Below are 17,015 nucleotides of genomic sequence, written 5' to 3'. Positions count from 1 at the left end.
ATGAGCAAATTATTAAAAAAAGAAGGATTAGCAAGACAAATAAGAAGCTGGATTATAATGACATTTGGACTCTTTGTCAATGCTCTTGGTTGGACTGCATTTCTAATTCCCGGAAAAATGGTTGGGGGAGGAGTTACCGGTGTTGCAACGATTATTTATTACGCTACCAACGGATGGATACCCGTCAGTGTTACGTTTTTCATAATAAACATTTTTTTAGTAGCCATTGCTATAAAAATTTTGGGAGCCAGTTTTGGGGTTAAAACAATCTACAACGTAATTGTTTTATCGGTATTCTTGGCTGTACTCCAGTTGGTTCTACCAAAAGAGGGACTTATGGATGTGGATCCTTTCCTTTTTGCTGTAATTGGTGGAGCCTTGGGTGGTATAGGTGTAGGAATTGTCTTTACACAGGGAGGCTCGACAGGTGGCACAGACATTATTGCCATGATAATCAACAAGTACCGAAATATAAGCCCTGGACGTGCAATCTTGTATATGGACATACTTATTATTTCAAGTAGTGTATTGGTTTTCAAAAACATAGGTAGTCTTGTTTACGGTTTTGTGACAATGGCTGTTTTGGCTTATTCTGTTGATTTAATTATTGAGGGTAAAAAACAGACAGCTCAAATCTTTATTTTTTCCCCAAAATATGAGGAGATAGGTAGTGAGTTAGGAGCTAATATCGGACGTGGTATAACATTTATTGACGGACAAGGATATTTTACAAGAACTGATACAAAAATCTTATTGATAATAATAAGAAAACACGAAATGTCGCGAGTTTTTCAAATAGTAAAAAAAATAGACCCCGATGCTTTCATGTCAGTAGCCTCTGTCATGGGAACTTACGGAAAGGGATTTGAAAAAATAAGAGCTTAACGAATTTACAAAACAGAAATTAATAATTAAATGAATCAATTATTAAAAAAAGCTGGGTTTGCAAAACAGACAAGAAGTTGGATTATAATGACATTCGGACTTCTTGTAAATGCGTTTGCTTGGGCAGCATTTTTAATTCCCGGGAAAATAGTTGGCGGTGGCATTACCGGTGTTGCAACTCTTGTTTATTATGCTTCCAGTGGTTGGTTACCTGTTAGTGCAACGTTTTTTGTTATAAACATTTTTTTAGTAGGCTTAGCCGTAAAAATATTAGGAGCCAGTTTTGGTGTCAAAACAATTTATAGCGTAATTGTTTTATCGATTTTTTTAGCACTGCTACAGTTTATTATTCCAGAAGAGGGATTTATGGATGTAGATCCATTTCTGTTTGCTGTAATTGGTGGAGCCTTAGACGGTGTCGGTATTGGAATTGTCTTTTCGCAAGGTGGATCGACAGGCGGTACCGATATTATCGCCATGATTATCAATAAATTCCGCAACATAAGCCCGGGACGAGCAATATTATATATGGACGTAATTATAATCTCATGTAGCATGTTCGTTTTCGGAAATATAGGTAGTGTTGTTTACGGTTTTGTGACAATGGCAATTATGGCTTATTCCATTGACTTAGTTATTGAAGGTAACAAACAGACAGCCCAAATCTTTATCTTTTCCCCAAAATACGAGGAGATAAGTGATGAGTTAGGAGCTAATACTGGACGTGGTATAACATTTATTGATGGACAGGGCTATTTCACAAGAACAGACACAAAAATATTATTGATAATAATAAGAAAACATGAAATGTCAAGAGTCTTTCAAATAGTAAAAGAGATAGACCCCAATGCTTTCATGTCAGTAGCCTCTGTCATGGGAACTTACGGAAAAGGATTTGAAAAAATAAGAGCATAACGAATTAGCAATTAGCAATGAATAATGAACAATTACGAATTACGAGTTACGAATTAACAATGCGGTACACCGCATTGCAAATAGCAAATAGCCAATAGCTAAAGGCAAATAGCCAATCACTTAAACTTTTAACTAAATATATAAAAATGAAAAAGTGGATAATTATTTCGATAATTGCAGTTTTAACAATAGCACTGTCAGTTATAGGAATATTTTATTGGAAGAAAATTAAGTATCAAAGGGAGATTGAGGCACTTTCCCAAGTCACAGAAGAGGTTGTCGTAGAGCCAGAAGTTGAACCAACATATCTTTATGGTATCGCTGTCGATAGCTTGATTATTATTGAAGGTGTTGTAAAACGAAAACAAACATTCTCAGATATACTGAAACAGTATAATGTTTCACCTCAAACCATTGCAGAGATTACAAAATTAACCGAGCCAGTATTCGACTTAAAGACCATACGTTCGGGTAATCCTTATGTGATGATATGTAATTCTGATACCGTTCCATTACACTTTGTGTATGAGCAAGATAAGGTAAACTATATGCTCTTCTCTTTTGGCGACTCAATTGAAGTTAAAGCGCAGCAAAAAGAGGTGATAAATGTACGCAGGATAGCTTCAGGAATTATAGAATCGAACTTATGGAATGCCATGATTGAGTTTGGGATTAACCCAATTATGTCAATAGAACTGTCGGAGATTTATGCGTGGAGCATCGACTTTTTTGGCTTACAAAAAGATGACCACTTTTCGGTAATTTACGACGAGCAATATGTTGATACAGTGCCGGTTGGGATAGGTAATATCTATTCAGCAATATTCAATCATCAAAATAAAGATTATTACGCAATTCAGTTCACGCAAGATAGTGTAGCCGGATATTTTGATGATAAGGGAGAAAGTCTCCAACGAACTTTTTTAAAAGCACCTTTGCGTTTTAGCCGTATTTCATCGAGATATAGTCATAGCCGGATGCATCCGATATTAAAATACCGCAGACCGCATCTCGGAGTGGATTATGCAGCCCCCGCAGGTACACCTGTTTATAGTGTTGGAGATGGTGTTGTTGAAAAAGTTGAATATACTGCACAAGGAGGAAAATCTATTCGTATAAAACACAATAGCGTTTACACGACTGGCTATCTTCATCTATCCAACTATGCCAAAGGCATAAGAAAAGGTGTACAGGTAAAACAGGGACAATTGATTGGTTATGTGGGCACTACAGGTTTATCTACAGGTCCGCACTTAGACTTTAGATTTTGGAAAAACGGACATCCCGTTGACCCTCTAAAAGTTGAATCGCCACCTGTTGAGCCTATCAAGAAGATTAATCGCGAGGAGTACGAACGTATTAAAAATGAAATGATTGAGAGCTTAATTAAAGCTGATAATGAACTACATGAAAAGTATCCAAATAGAATTAAACCCCATACAGATAGAAATATCATAAAGAGAGACAATTGAGTTAAAAGCAATTAGCAATTAACAATTATCAATTATGTCATCGGCATGATGCCAATTTTCGTTGTTTGGGGATTGCCAAAATGTAAAGATTGTAAGTTTGCGTAAGCTATAAATATATTCCCCGATACGCATTGGTTGTGATCTTTGTTGATTTATACAGGCTTTGCGCTTATTATTTGGATTTTTATGGAGGTCTATTTTTCATAAGATTTTCACTAGCTACACTCGTTATATTTTTTATGGTATTTTTTTTATTAATTTTGTTACTTTTAAGCAGTTACGTCAACGCTATTTTTTTAATAACCAAGATTGATTTGCTAAAATGAACGAGGTAGCAAAAAAAATTAAAGCCACTTTCGACCTTTATTATCAAGCACCGTTGCATGTTTGGGAATATTTTGCACAACAAGGTGAAATTGTTGAAAAACAAAAAAACGAAGTCATAAAAAAACGCAACGAAGTAGCCGGCGATTTTTATTTTATTCTCGAAGGTTCGGGTGGTCTTTTGTTGTATTCAAACAATAATTACATTTGTGTCGAACTGTGTTACGAAGGTGATTTTTTGCTTGATTACATGTCCTTTCTAACCGATCAACCTACTGGTATTGAACTAGTTTGTTTTGAAAAATGCAAACTATTCAGAATGAGCCGTAAAAATTTTAACGAGCTTTCACAGACCGATTATGGCAAGATTATTTGCCAAACAGCAGCCGAAAATTCGTTTATTCAAAGACAGGAACAACAAATCGATATTTTAACAAAAACTGCTGAACAACGATATATCGAGATACTTAAAAAACAACCGCATATATTACAACGAACACCCAGCAAATACATAGCATCGTATTTAGGAATTACACCCGAAAGTTTAAGTAGAATTAGAAAAAAGATATTGTAAGGTCATTTCTTATCTTATGGTAAGTTTTTTTATGACTGTGCAATTTAATTTTGCAAAAATTTTAATGTTAATTTAGAATTAAAAAAAATGCAAAAATTCTGTGTGTCATTGTTTATGATTTTGTCAGTATCTGTGGGCGTTGCACAAAATGGTTTAGTAGAAACAGTAAGAGGTGTAATAGTTTCAGGTGATCCTACGCAAGAGTTGGTTCAAGCTTCCATATATGTTGAGGGGAGTGACCCTGCCATAGGAACGATTACTGATGAACATGGTAATTTTACTTTCAGCGTTCCTGTTGGACGCCAAAGGTTGAGATTCAGTTGTATGGGTTTTCTTTCACAACACGTTGATATATTGGTAAATACAGGGAAAGAAGTTGTTCTGAATATAACTTTAGAACCCTCTGCTGTTGAATTGCAAGACGTTACAGTGGTAGCAAGATACGATAAAAGTCGAGCAATTAACAAATTAAGTCTTGCAGGGTCAAGAACATTTAGCACTGAAGAGACCTTTAGATTTGCTGGTTCGCTTGGTGACCCAGCTCGTATGGTTCGTAGTTTTCCGGGAGTTATACCTGCAAATGATTCTCGAAACGACATTATAATAAGGGGTAACTCGCCTGTAGGCGTTCAGTGGGTACTTGATGGAGTGGAAATCCCCAACTTAAATCACTTCTATAATGGTGTTGGAATGACAGGTGGACAAGTTACACTGCTTAATACCAACTTGCTTTCAAACTCCGATTTTCACATGAGTGCTTGGCCTGCACCATACGGCAATGCGATGGCTGGAATATTCGACCTTAGCATGAGAAAGGGAAACAATAAAAAGCATGAATTTTGGGGACAAATGGGTTTTAACGGCATTGAAGTAGGCTCGGAGGGTTATTTTTCAAAGAAGAACGGTTCATCATACATCGTTTCTTATAGATACTCTATTCCCGATTTGATGTCACACATTGGTTTATACAAAGGTGTAGTACCTAAATATCAAGATATAACCACGAAACTTAATTTAGATATAAATGATAAAAATAACATTTCTGTAATAGCGTTGTTCGGTATAAGCGAAATTGGCTTTAAATTTTCTGAAGTTGAAGGATATATTGATGTTGATGACAGTAGTTTTTTCAATAAAAGGGACCAACGAGTTAAAGTTGAATCAAAAACTTTTGTTTTTGGAACAACGCACAGTGTTACTTTTACACCAAAAACTAAGCTTACCACTTTACTCTCTTTTGTAAGGGGTAACACCCATATGCCTGTTGATACTATGTCATTAACACAGCCCAATGCTGAGTGGATATCGATATTCGAAGAAAAAGCAATAGAAAATAAATATTCGCTTCATCCAAAAATAGAACATCGTTTTTCCTATAATACATCAATTCAAGTGGGAGCGAAGTATGATTTGTATGACGTAAAATATTTAGAAAGAATGTCGTTTGATAGTATAGGACTTTTTACCATTGTTGATGAAGATGGATATTTTGGTCTTTGGCGTACCTATGCGCAATTCAGACAAAACATTGCGTCTAAATTAGTGCTAACAGGCGGTTTACATGGAATGTATCTTGATATGAACAATAAATATGCCGTTGAGCCTAGACTTGGTGCACGCTATACACCTGCAGAAAAGCACACCATTGGATTTGCAGGAGGGCTGCACAGTCAAATGATTCCACGCACCTTCTATTTTATCAGAACTCTTACATCAGATGGCGATATTGAGTATACCAACAAAAAACTTGGATTTATGAAAAGTGTCCACGCTAATTTATTTTACGATTGGGCATTCGCACCCGATTGGCACATAAAAGCAGAGACTTACTATCAATGGCTCTACAATATTCCCGTGAAAAATGACCCCAATGAAGTTTATACAATCTTGCAAGCAGGTGGAGCAGGTGATAACGTTATTATGCGCGAAGAAAATCTTGTAAACAAAGGCACAGGCAAAAACTACGGCATAGAGTTTACTATAGAAAAATTCATGAGTCGCAACTATTATTTGCTCTTTAACTTAACGTTTTACAGGTCAACTTATACAAACGGATTTAACAAAAAAGAGTGGAGTACTGTTTTCGATGGAAAATATCTATTTAATCTCGCTTCGGGTTATGAGTTACCATTAAAAAAGGGTCGGACACTCATTGCCGACATCAAAGGTTCGCTTGCGGGCGGAACACGCTACACACCTGTAATCAAGGAGCTATGCACTCAAAACCAGATAGTTATAGATAAAAGCCGTGTAAATGAACTGCAACTACGCGACTATTTTAGAATAGATTTGCGAATTGGTTATAGGAGAAATAAAAAGACTTACACAGAAGAACTGGCAGTTGACCTACAAAACCTAACAAATCACCGAAACATCTACACCATAGCCTATGATGTTGAATCAGATTCTTTTAAAGAAGCTCTTTTACAAGGTTTTACACCAATGGTAACTTACAGAATTAATTTTTCGTTGTAATCAGACGCTCTAGAAGTAGAGAGCGGAAAGTTATACCAATTGTAATTTTAAAATAGTCAAATCTTTATAAACTTTTAACTAATTTCAGGTTTTCTTAATCCCCACGTAAATAGAGAATAAAAAAACGCATAAAATGTCGCACCTGCTTGCGTTTCAAGAGAATCTTCATTTAACATTGAAAGAAGGACTATAACTATGAATGGAATGAACAATTCTGATAAATTCCCCTGTTTTTTTAGCCTGTACGCAGGGTAAAACTGGCTAAAGATTATTACAATAAATCCCAATATACCAAAAGTAAGTAAAAACGTTAAATACTGATTATGAGCTCTTAGTCTAAAAGCAGGTTCTATAGGGCTATCAGTTGTAATATAGTAATTGTCATATGCAGATTGGACATCGCCAACACCAACACCAATAATTTTATTATCTAAAAAAATATTCCAACCAGCCTCAATATAATAAAGCCGTTGAACAACACTTTGTCCACCTATTTGTCTGCCCGATTTGTAATATTCGTATTCCCAGAATAGTTCATATAGCCTCGGATATAAGCTAAATTTATTTAAGAAAATATGGTTGGCTATGCCGTTTTCAATAGCGATGATATCCCTTTTTGTAAGTTTTGAAATTCCGACAGAATCCTTAGTTAATCCTTTGCTGGTGAGATATCTTATTAAAGTGTATTTAATTTGATAATTGTTTGCTCCAAGTGAGTCATAATGAGTATTTGCAATTTTATTCCATTCTTGCTTTAGCTCTTTTTGACATACGTTTATATTAACCAAAAATCCATTTTCTCTTTGTGATGAAGTTGTGTCGTGATAGTATAAGTTGCCGTTAATGGTTGTTTTTTCAAGTTTATCAAAAGCTTCATCAGCACGATATGAGTATTTGGCGTAAGAACGTACAACATATGAAACAGAAAATAGTATAGAGAAAATTAAAAAGACATATAAAACCCACCTACCAACCTCAGACTTAATTTTTTTAATAAAATAAAAAAACAATAACAAAAATAGTGCTCCTAAAACAACAATTCCTGTTAATGATTTCATTATCAATATAAAAAAGACAAAGTAAAGTGATAGGATTAGACATATTACTTTTAGAACCGTTTTTGTTTGCAGGTTTTCAAAAGCAATAAATAGCAGTGCCACAATAGATAAATTCAACATAAGTGAAAATCGTATATGGCTTATGAAACGAGACATATTTCTATAATCTGCAGTTTGTCCTTGTTCCGTAAAGGATATGGTATATATTCCAATTAATGACACTGTAAAAACAGATAAAATAAAAACCCAAAAGAGTACTTTTAACTCTTTTGGGTTTAAAGGTGCCGATGTGGCAAGTATTAAAGGAAGTATTAAAAAGGGTAGTTTTATTTTTAAATCGTGTAATCCATACTGGTAGTCTGTTGTCCATAACAGGCTCAATGCGTGTAATATATAAAAACTTAGAAATGCAATAAGGGTCTTGTTTTTAAGTATGCCTTTAACTTTAGTTATAAGGTTTTTATCGGCTAACCACGCTAAAACTAGTATCCACTGTCCAATACTCGTGAAATACGGCGATGATGGAAGTGATGCCACAATAGTGAGCAATCCCAACATGAACAAGTTACGTATGTTAAACAGAGATATATTGCGCATAGAATAATCAATATTTGATAAATATACGTAAAATCATAAAACGATTTTTAATCCAATATTGTTGTATGTGACTTTAAAAGCATTTAGCTTATGAAATTTTAATTGTTTCGTTTTCTACAAATGCGTATAACTTATCACCCCTTCTGACTAATTCTTTAGTTGGCACAGAGATAACATTACCCTTCACCGCTTTCGCAACACTTTTGTTTTCCACTCTAATTTCCTCAATAACAAACTCATACACACCTGTTGTTGGACCTATTATCATAACTTTCTGTCCAACGGAAAGAGATCCGCTTTCTATCTTTAATTCAATAACATTAATGTTTGAGAAATAGTTAGTTACCTTAGCAATATAAGCTTTAGAGTGGGTTGCTTTGCTTCCGTAAACATTGCTCCATTCGCCTAAACGTTGCCCTAAATAGTATCCATCCCAAAATCCGCGATTAAATACTGTTGACAATTCGCGTTTCCATATTTCAATATTTTCGTTAGTGTAACTATTGGTTTCTAATGCCTCTAACGCTTTGTTGTATATTTGACAGGTTTTTTTTACGTATTCGGGACCACGGGCACGTCCTTCAATTTTTAACACCCTGACACCTGAATCAATGATTTTGTTTAAAAAACCTATTGTGCACAAATCTTTGGGCGACATAATATACTCATTATCAATCTCTAATTCATTACCTGTCTCTTTTTCGGTTACTATGTAGCCCTTTCTGCATGTTTGTTGGCATGCCCCACGATTTGCCGATGCACCTGTTTCGTGAAGACTTAGATAGCATTTACCTGAAACAGCCATACACAATGCACCATGAGCAAACATCTCAATTCTAACTAAATCTCCTTTTGGACCTCGAATATTATCTTCTTTTATTTTTCTTGTAATGTATGATACTTGGTTAAGGTTTAGTTCACGTGCCAACACAGCCACATCAATCCATTGCGAATAAAACCTCAGTGATTCAATATTGGTAATATTCATTTGTGTAGAAGCGTGTATTTCAACCCCTTGTGTCGATGCATATTGAAGTGTTGCAATATCTGAAGCAATGATTGCTGAAACTCCATATTTTTTGGCTGCATCAACTATTTGTTTCATTTCATCTATATCGCTATCGTATATAATAGTGTTGACTGTCAGATATGTAAGAGTATTGCTTTCTTTGCATCGCCTAACAATTTCTGGCAAATCGTCTATCGTGAAATTTATTGACGATTTTGACCTCATATTTAGACGACCAATACCAAAATAAACAGAATCGGCACCTCCCTGAATAGCTGCTTGTAACGATTCAAAATTACCGGCAGGAGCCATAAGTTCGACCTCGCTTCGCTTTATAGGACCGTTCAATAAGACTTTAGATTGTGATTGGCTCATATAAATATTTGCTTTTTACCGTTGTAGAGTGTATTAAGTATGATTAATCTCATGTAGTAGCTATAGACTTAATTATGATTAGTGCTCTACGTTTATGAATAATTTACTCCAATTGCCAAAAGTGTTCAATTTTATCTACAATTTTGTCAATATCTTGGTTTTTCATGCAATTAAAATGCTTTTTAGGACACTTTTTATAACCTATTTTTGAACATGGTCTGCATTTAAGATTATCGACTTCTGCTATATAGTATAAGTCTTGATTTTGAGGCATATAAGGGTACATTCCAAATGCAGGCACCGTGTTCCCCCACATTGAAATGGTGGGACGGTAATGTGCAGCGGCAATGTGCATAACCCCCGTATCGGGAGTGATTACAACTTTCGAGTGTTTGACTATTTCAGAAGTTTGACCAATAGTGCAAATACCGCACGCATTAAAAGTTGAACATGTTAGTTTTTTTATTACTTTTTTGGCTTTTGGCATATCACCTGAGCTTCCTGTGAATATTACAGGTTTGTTAATTTTGTTCAGTATTTCAATTAAAATTTTACTCGGGATTTGCTTTGTATAGTGGGCTGCTCCTGTTGCTACAACTACATAGTTTTTTTTCTCGAAACCGATTAATTTCTCAAAAATCTTTTCCGCATTAGGTTCAGAATAAACCTCTAAGCCCTTGAAATCATTTTTTACACCTAGTGTTGATAGTGTTTCAAAATATCTATCAACAATGTGTATATCAGGTAGTTTGTTGATTTTAAAGTTTACGTAAAGCCACTTTTTTATATTCAGTTTATTTACTTTCGCGGACCTTACGCCTAATTTTCTTTTAATTCTGTGACTACGTATATTATTTTGAAGATCAACAATAAAGTCGTACTTCTCGGCACGTAAAGATTCTATTGTATCATTTAAATATCCTCGATACTTGTGTATTTTATCGATATTTGGATTATGTTCCACAACTGGGTAGAACTGTCTTTTTACCAAAAAATGTATTTCTATTTCTGGACGCTCTTTTTTAATTGCCCGCAACAGCGGTGTTGTAAGCACTATATCTCCAATTGAACTAAATCTGATTACTAAAATCTTTTGAATTTTGTTCATTACATTAAAAAGTCGCACTGTGTAATATTAATTCTCTTCGCTGAAGACTAATATTTTGACATTATTATTTTTTACTTGGATTACACCACCCAAAATATCTAAATTTACCTCTTCTCCGTCGTGTTGTGTAATTTTTATAACTCCTTTTTCTAATGTCGATGTTATTGGAGCGTGATTATGCAATACAGCAAAGGAGCCGATGCTACCCGGCACCCTTACCTGTTTTACATCTCCCGTAAAAAGTGTGCTTTCCGGCGATATAATCTCTATTTGCATATCTTGTTAAATTGATGTTTCTTTTAATAGTTTTTCGCCTTTGGCTATAGCTTCATCAATAGTTCCTACCATCATAAATGCTGCTTCGGGATATTTATCAACTTCCCCGTCAATTATCATATTAAACCCTCTGATAGTCTCGTCAATAGATACTAAAGCTCCGGGTACTCCTGTGAACTGTTCTGCCACGTGGAATGGTTGTGATAAGAAACGTTGTACTTTTCTTGCACGGTTCACAACTAATTTGTCTTCTTCTGACAGCTCGTCCATACCAAGAATTGCGATAATATCTTGAAGCTCTTTGTATCTCTGTAAAATTTCCTTAACTCTTTGGGCGGTATTGTAGTGTAGCTCTCCAACAATTTCAGGTGTAAGAATTCTTGATGTTGAATCAAGTGGGTCTACAGCCGGATAAATACCTAATTCAGAAATTTTACGGCTAAGAACGGTTGTTGCATCAAGGTGAGCAAATGTTGTAGCTGGAGCCGGGTCTGTAAGGTCATCAGCTGGAACGTAAACAGCTTGAACAGAGGTGATTGAACCTGATTTTGTTGAAGTAATTCGTTCTTGCATAGCGCCCATTTCACTTGCTAAAGTGGGCTGGTAACCAACAGCTGATGGCATACGTCCAAGAAGTGCTGACACCTCCGAACCTGCTTGTGTAAAACGGAAAACGTTGTCCATAAAGAAAAGTATATCTCTACCACGTCCACTTTCACCGCCATCTCTAAAATATTCGGCAATGGCTAAACCCGATAGTGCAACTCTAGCACGTGCTCCGGGAGGTTCATTCATTTGACCAAATACCAATGCAAGTTTAGAATCGTCTAAATATTCGGGCTTAACTTTTGTTAAATCCCAGCCACCTTCTTCCATTGATTTTAAAAATTCGGGACCATAATTAATAACGCCTGCTTCAATCATTTCACGTAATAGGTCGTTCCCCTCACGGGTACGTTCTCCAACACCTGCAAAGACTGACAACCCTGAATAGGCTTTTGCAATATTATTGATAAGTTCAAGAATTACAACGGTTTTTCCGACACCTGCTCCTCCGAATAACCCAATTTTACCTCCTTTAACGTACGGTTCAATAAGGTCAATGACTTTAATACCAGTATATAGTATTTCGTCTTCAGTTGTTAGATCTTTTATTTTAGGGGGTTCACGGTGGATTGGGTAACCGTTTGCCTTGTCCACTTGAGGAAGTCCGTCTATTGCTTCTCCTACAACGTTGAACAGTCTTCCTTTTACATCGTCTGTGGCAGGCATCATTATGGGGTTGCCTAATGCTTTGGCTTTCATACCTCGGCATAGTCCATCGGTTGAATCCATAGCAATTGTGCGCACACTATCTTGACCGATATGTTGTTCTACCTCAACAATCAGAGGAAACATGCCTTCACGTTCAATCTCCAGCGCTTCGTATATTTCAGGTAGTTTACTGTCCTGATCATCAAATTTGATGTCAACCACAGGACCGATTATCTGTATTATTGTTCCAATATTCTCTGCCATAACTGTTAGATTTTGAGATTAATATTTTAGTTTTTTCTTGCCGATAGTTTTTTACAATATTCAATTAAAGGTTCAATATCATAACCATTTTCTTTGAGTTTTGTTAGATTATCGAAGGCTTTGTTGAAATGTTTGTTTATATATTCGTTTGTAATTTTATCGATGTTCAATTTACGATAAATTTCGATAACCTTATCGATTTTTTCCTTTTCTTTTATTTTTTCGTTGTTTATTAGCCCAATAAGCAGATCATGATATTCACCTTTTGATAGCTCTAATGCTTTGATTAACAAAAAAGTACGTTTTTTAGTAATAATATCGTCACCGATTTTTTTCCCGAATGTTTTTGTGTCTCCAAATGCGTCTAAATAGTCGTCTTGAAGTTGAAAAGCTAACCCTAAATTTTCGCCAAAGTCATATAAAATATCCTGCTCTTCAACAGTTGCTTCTCCAATAATGGCTCCAATTTTTGCAGATGCAGCGAGTAAAACGCTGGTCTTTAGTCGTATCATTTCAATATAATCTTCAATTCTTACAGAAAATTCATTTTCATAGTCAAGATCATATTGTTGACCTTCGCATACTTGCAAGTTTGTTTTGTTGAATACGTTTGCAATATCGCTAATGTACTTGGGATCAACATCTGATAAATGTTTATATGCCTGAATTATCATTGCATCTCCTGCTAAAATTGCAATATTGGTATTCCATTTTTTGTAAACAGTTGGCTGCCCTCTCCTTACTGATGATTTATCCATTATATCGTCGTGTAGTAGAGTACTGTTATGAAATATCTCAATGGCAAGTGCAGCTGGCAAAGCTTTTTCGTAATTTGCTCCAAAAATTTGTGCTGACAAAATTGTAAGTATGGGTCTTATGCGTTTGCCGCCTACTGACATGGAATAGCGAATAGGATCATATAAGTTTTTGGGTTTAAACCCGTAATTAATAGCTTCAAGTGATCTATTAAGATGTTCTTGTATTTCTGTGTATGTTAAAACTTTCATTGTCTCTTAATTGGAATTAAATTTTAGTTAAAGAACATTTTTTTACGAGTTTTGAATGTCTGTTTCAAACAAACCAGTTTTCAAAATTTTTTCAATACCATCTTCTAAAGAAAGGAGAGGACGTGCTAAAATTTCTATCATTGGAGTGTTTTCAGGTTTTCGTCTTTTCATATCCCCATCTTTTAAAGGTGGTACGTGTACTATTTTCGACTTGCTACCGGTTTTTTCGATAACAAGTTTTGCAAGATCTAAAATGGCAACTTCTTCACTACCGCCAATGTTAATCACATCATTGATCAACAGATCATTTTCAAAAATTTTGTAACACGTTTCTACGTTGTCGTCTATATAACAAAAAGTTCGTGTTTGATGACCATCACCATAAATCGTCAAATCCTCGTTGCGCAGAGCTTTGTTGATGAACTTGCTTATTACAAAGTCCTTAGATTGTTTAGGACCGTATGTGTTGAAAAATCTAAATATGGTATAGTTAAGCCCGTACTCTTGTTGATAGCTTCTTAAAAATGCTTCTCCCACGTTTTTTACGATCGCATATGGAAGTCGGCTATTAAGCGGAGTGGTATAAACATGTTGAGGTATTTCTACGGGTTCTCCGTATATTTCTGATGAGCTACTGTAAAATACTCTTTTAACTCCCGTGTTTTTCGCAATACTAAGAATGTTTTTAATTCCTTCGATATCATTAAGTACCCAAACTGGGTTTTCTTGTGTTCGTGATACTCCTACTACAGCAGCGTAATGAAAAATATAATCAAATTTATAGCTAAGCATAACTTCGGCAATATCGTGATAGTTGTTAACATCACATTTGATAAATTTCCACATTCTTGGTCTGCTGTCAAGTGGTGGAATTTTTCCAATATTACCAGTTGAAAGATTATCAACGATGACCACATAGTTTTTTTCATCTTCCATAAGCCGTTTAGCCATGGCACTCCCAATAAATCCAGCTCCTCCTGTTACTAATATCTTTTTTAATTTTTTGTTTGTAGTCCTCATGTTAATATTTTACTTTTCATTATTGTTAAAGCCGTTGTTTTCATCTTCCGAGGGCATTTGTAAAGCTGATTGTTTAAACGCTTTTGTTGTAATTGTTTTTTCAAAAGTTAATAACAGTGATGGCAATATGACTAGGTTTGAAATCATAGCGAAAAAAAGTGTTAAACCAACAAGTGTTCCTAGTGCTTTTGTTCCTCCAAACTCTGATGCTGCAAAGATCGCAAATCCGAAAAGTAGTACTGTGCTTGTGTACATCATGCTTATTCCAACTTCGCGTCTGGCAGCTTTAACCGCTTCTCCTGTGTTCCAATTTAACACCCTCATTTCTTGCATATACTTAGATAGGAAGTGAATTGTGTTATCAACTGAGATACAAAATGCAATGCTAAAAATAAGGATTGTTGAGGGTTTAATTGGTATTCCAAAATATCCCATTAATGCTGCTGTCATTAGTTGTGGAATTAAATTGGGTATTAATCCTATCAGTGCAATTCTCCAACTTCCAAGTAAGAATAAGAATACCAATGCAATAAATGATATGGCAATTGCAAGGCTTGTAAAAAGGTTTTTGATAAGATATTGTGTTCCTTTTGCAAAAACAATGCTTGTTCCTGTCAAAAGTGTATAGTATAAGCTATCGGGGAAAATAGATTTTATATTGTTTTCAATTTTTTGTGTGGTGCTTTTCATTTGTACGGTTCCAATATCGTGCATTCGTAATGTCATGCGTGTGATTTGAAAACCTGAATCTAGAAAGTTTGTAAGAACATTTTTCTGTTTCTCATCGGTTTTTAAGTATTTTGCCATAGCTAAGCGTTCTCGTTCTATGGGTACCCTGTACCTTCGAGGATCTCCATCATAGTACGATTGCCTTAATAGCTTAGCTGCTTCAGCTAACGAGTATGGTTTTGATAGCTCGGGATATTTTGAGAGTGAATCTTGAAGAGCATCAAGTTTCCTAAGTGTTTCAAGCTTAAAAGCACCTTGTGGTTCTTTTGTATCAACTAAAATTTCGACAGGCATAACTCCATCGAAATGTTTTTCAAAGAATTTTAGGTCAGTAAGTATGGGATCATCGGGGGGAATGTCGTCAACCATATATCCTGTTGTGTGAATGCGACTAATTCCAAAAATTGCTATTACGATGAGAGATGCAGTAACTATAAAAACAGTAGGTCTGTATTTTATAGATATAGTTTCAAGTTTGTCAATAATGAATGTGGTGCGTTTTTTTTCAAGATGTTTTACGTGTCTATACTTCGGTGGTGGTAGAAAACTGAATATAATTGGAATTAGGCAAACTGCTATTAAAAACAGTGCCATAACGTTTAAAGAGGCAACTATTCCAAATTCAATTAATATTCCACTCGATGTTAATATAAAGGTAGCAAATCCTACAGCTGTTGTTAAATTGCTGAGGAAAACCGCATTTCCAACTTTTGAAATAACCCTTTGCAGTGCTTTTATTTTGTTCCCATGTCGTTTATATTCAGTGTGATATTTGTTTAACATGAAAATACTGTTTGGGATTCCAATTATAATGAGCACTGGAGGGATCATGCCCGTCAGAATAGTTATTTCATAATTAAGTAATCCAAGTGTCCCAAAAGTCCAAACAACACCTATACCTACAATTAACAGAGAAAAAAAGACTGCTTTGAATGACCTAAAAAACAGAAACAGTACGGTTGCAGTAACTATAAAAGCTAAAGCAATAAATAGTTTTATCTCTTCCTTAATTTTTTTGCTTATTTCTGTTCTTATGTAGGGAAGTCCGCTGTAACTAAGCTCAATGTTATGTTTCTCTGCAAAGTCGTCGGCTATTTTGTGAACGTTGTCAATTATACCTACTCTCTCTTTTGTGTTTAATAAATTTTTATCGAGAGTAACTGCGAATAAAAAGACATTTTCAGCATTGTTATAAACTAGACCATCATAAAAACTTAGACTTTTAAATATGTTAGTTAAGCTATCAAGCTCTTCTTGTGTTTGAACTTCTGAGGGGAATAGTTTTTTGAATTCAAATATCTGTAATGAATCGTTTCTGTATGGATTTACAACTTGTCCAACTGAGAGCACATCTGTAATTCCGTATTGTGATCTAATTTCTTGGGTTAATTTTGAATAAGCGTTGAACCTATCTTTTGTATAAAAGTCGGGATCTTTAACTCCAATGGCAAACATATTTGCCTCTTCGCCAAAAACTTGTTTGAAATATAGGTGTTCTACAAATGTGGTGTCTGACTCAGGTAGCATTTGGGCATACGTATACGCCATACGTGCATCAAAGGCTTTATATGCCATGAATGCTGTGATAAGAATGATAAATGACAATATACCAATACGATATCTTAGAATAATCCCTGCAAATCTTGTCCACATTTTTGTATCCCTTCAAATAA

The 17,015-nt window shown here is 35.2% G+C and carries 13 protein-coding genes; 5 read left to right on the top strand and 8 right to left on the bottom strand.

Going from position 1 to position 17,015, the window contains the following annotated elements:
- The 5 genes from GX311_00555 (at window position 1) to GX311_00535 (ending at window position 6,645) form a co-directional block, all read left to right on the top strand.
- On the top strand, window positions 1–885 hold the full coding sequence (locus tag GX311_00555; GenBank protein ID NLK14869.1) for a YitT family protein: 885 nt from the start codon (window positions 1–3) through the stop codon (window positions 883–885).
- Between the two features lie 30 nt (window positions 886–915).
- Window positions 916–1,800 (top strand): YitT family protein, encoded by an 885-nt coding sequence (locus GX311_00550; GenBank protein ID NLK14868.1) that lies wholly within the window; start codon window positions 916–918, stop codon window positions 1,798–1,800.
- Window positions 1,801–1,946: 146 nt separating this feature from the next.
- The gene (locus tag GX311_00545) at window positions 1,947–3,272 is read left to right on the top strand and encodes a peptidoglycan DD-metalloendopeptidase family protein (GenBank protein NLK14867.1); all 1,326 of its coding nucleotides are present in this window, start codon (window positions 1,947–1,949) and stop codon (window positions 3,270–3,272) included.
- Between the two features lie 322 nt (window positions 3,273–3,594).
- A complete protein-coding gene (locus GX311_00540) occupies window positions 3,595–4,170 on the top strand; it encodes a Crp/Fnr family transcriptional regulator (protein ID NLK14866.1) in 576 nt (191 codons plus the stop codon).
- A gap of 87 nt (window positions 4,171–4,257) precedes the next feature.
- Window positions 4,258–6,645 (top strand): TonB-dependent receptor, encoded by a 2,388-nt coding sequence (locus tag GX311_00535; GenBank protein NLK14865.1) that lies wholly within the window; start codon window positions 4,258–4,260, stop codon window positions 6,643–6,645.
- Window positions 6,646–6,719: 74 nt separating this feature from the next.
- On the opposite strand, the gene GX311_00530 is transcribed toward GX311_00535, so the two are convergent.
- The 8 genes from GX311_00530 to GX311_00495 all read right to left on the bottom strand — a co-directional run bounded on the left by GX311_00530 (window position 6,720) and on the right by GX311_00495 (window position 16,995).
- Window positions 6,720–8,300 carry an O-antigen ligase family protein gene (locus GX311_00530; protein NLK14864.1) on the bottom strand — a complete coding sequence of 527 codons (1,581 nt, stop codon included), beginning with the start codon at window positions 8,298–8,300 and terminating at the stop codon, window positions 6,720–6,722.
- An 88-nt stretch (window positions 8,301–8,388) separates the two neighbouring features.
- Window positions 8,389–9,684, bottom strand: a complete 1,296-nt coding sequence (locus GX311_00525) for a U32 family peptidase (GenBank protein NLK14863.1) — start codon at window positions 9,682–9,684, stop codon at window positions 8,389–8,391.
- Window positions 9,685–9,787: 103 nt separating this feature from the next.
- Window positions 9,788–10,792, bottom strand: a complete 1,005-nt coding sequence (locus tag GX311_00520) for a glycosyltransferase family 9 protein (GenBank protein ID NLK14862.1) — start codon at window positions 10,790–10,792, stop codon at window positions 9,788–9,790.
- A 27-nt stretch (window positions 10,793–10,819) separates the two neighbouring features.
- The gene (atpC, locus tag GX311_00515; protein ID NLK14861.1) at window positions 10,820–11,068 is read right to left on the bottom strand and encodes an ATP synthase F1 subunit epsilon; all 249 of its coding nucleotides are present in this window, start codon (window positions 11,066–11,068) and stop codon (window positions 10,820–10,822) included.
- Between the two features lie 6 nt (window positions 11,069–11,074).
- Complete coding sequence (locus tag GX311_00510) at window positions 11,075–12,586, bottom strand: F0F1 ATP synthase subunit beta (protein NLK14860.1); 1,512 nt, start codon at window positions 12,584–12,586, stop codon at window positions 11,075–11,077.
- Between the two features lie 26 nt (window positions 12,587–12,612).
- A complete protein-coding gene (locus GX311_00505) occupies window positions 12,613–13,593 on the bottom strand; it encodes a polyprenyl synthetase family protein (GenBank protein ID NLK14859.1) in 981 nt (326 codons plus the stop codon).
- A 42-nt stretch (window positions 13,594–13,635) separates the two neighbouring features.
- Window positions 13,636–14,613, bottom strand: a complete 978-nt coding sequence (locus GX311_00500) for an NAD-dependent epimerase/dehydratase family protein (protein ID NLK14858.1) — start codon at window positions 14,611–14,613, stop codon at window positions 13,636–13,638.
- 9 nt (window positions 14,614–14,622) lie between these two features.
- Complete coding sequence (locus GX311_00495; protein NLK14857.1) at window positions 14,623–16,995, bottom strand: MMPL family transporter; 2,373 nt, start codon at window positions 16,993–16,995, stop codon at window positions 14,623–14,625.
- Between the last annotated feature and the right edge of the window lie 20 nt (window positions 16,996–17,015).

The organism is Bacteroidales bacterium (assembly GCA_012519055.1).
Classification (GTDB): Bacteria; Bacteroidota; Bacteroidia; order Bacteroidales; family Salinivirgaceae; genus JAAYQU01.
The sequence above is the reverse complement of the archived record's forward strand: the minus strand, read 5'-3'. Positions and strand labels throughout refer to the sequence as shown.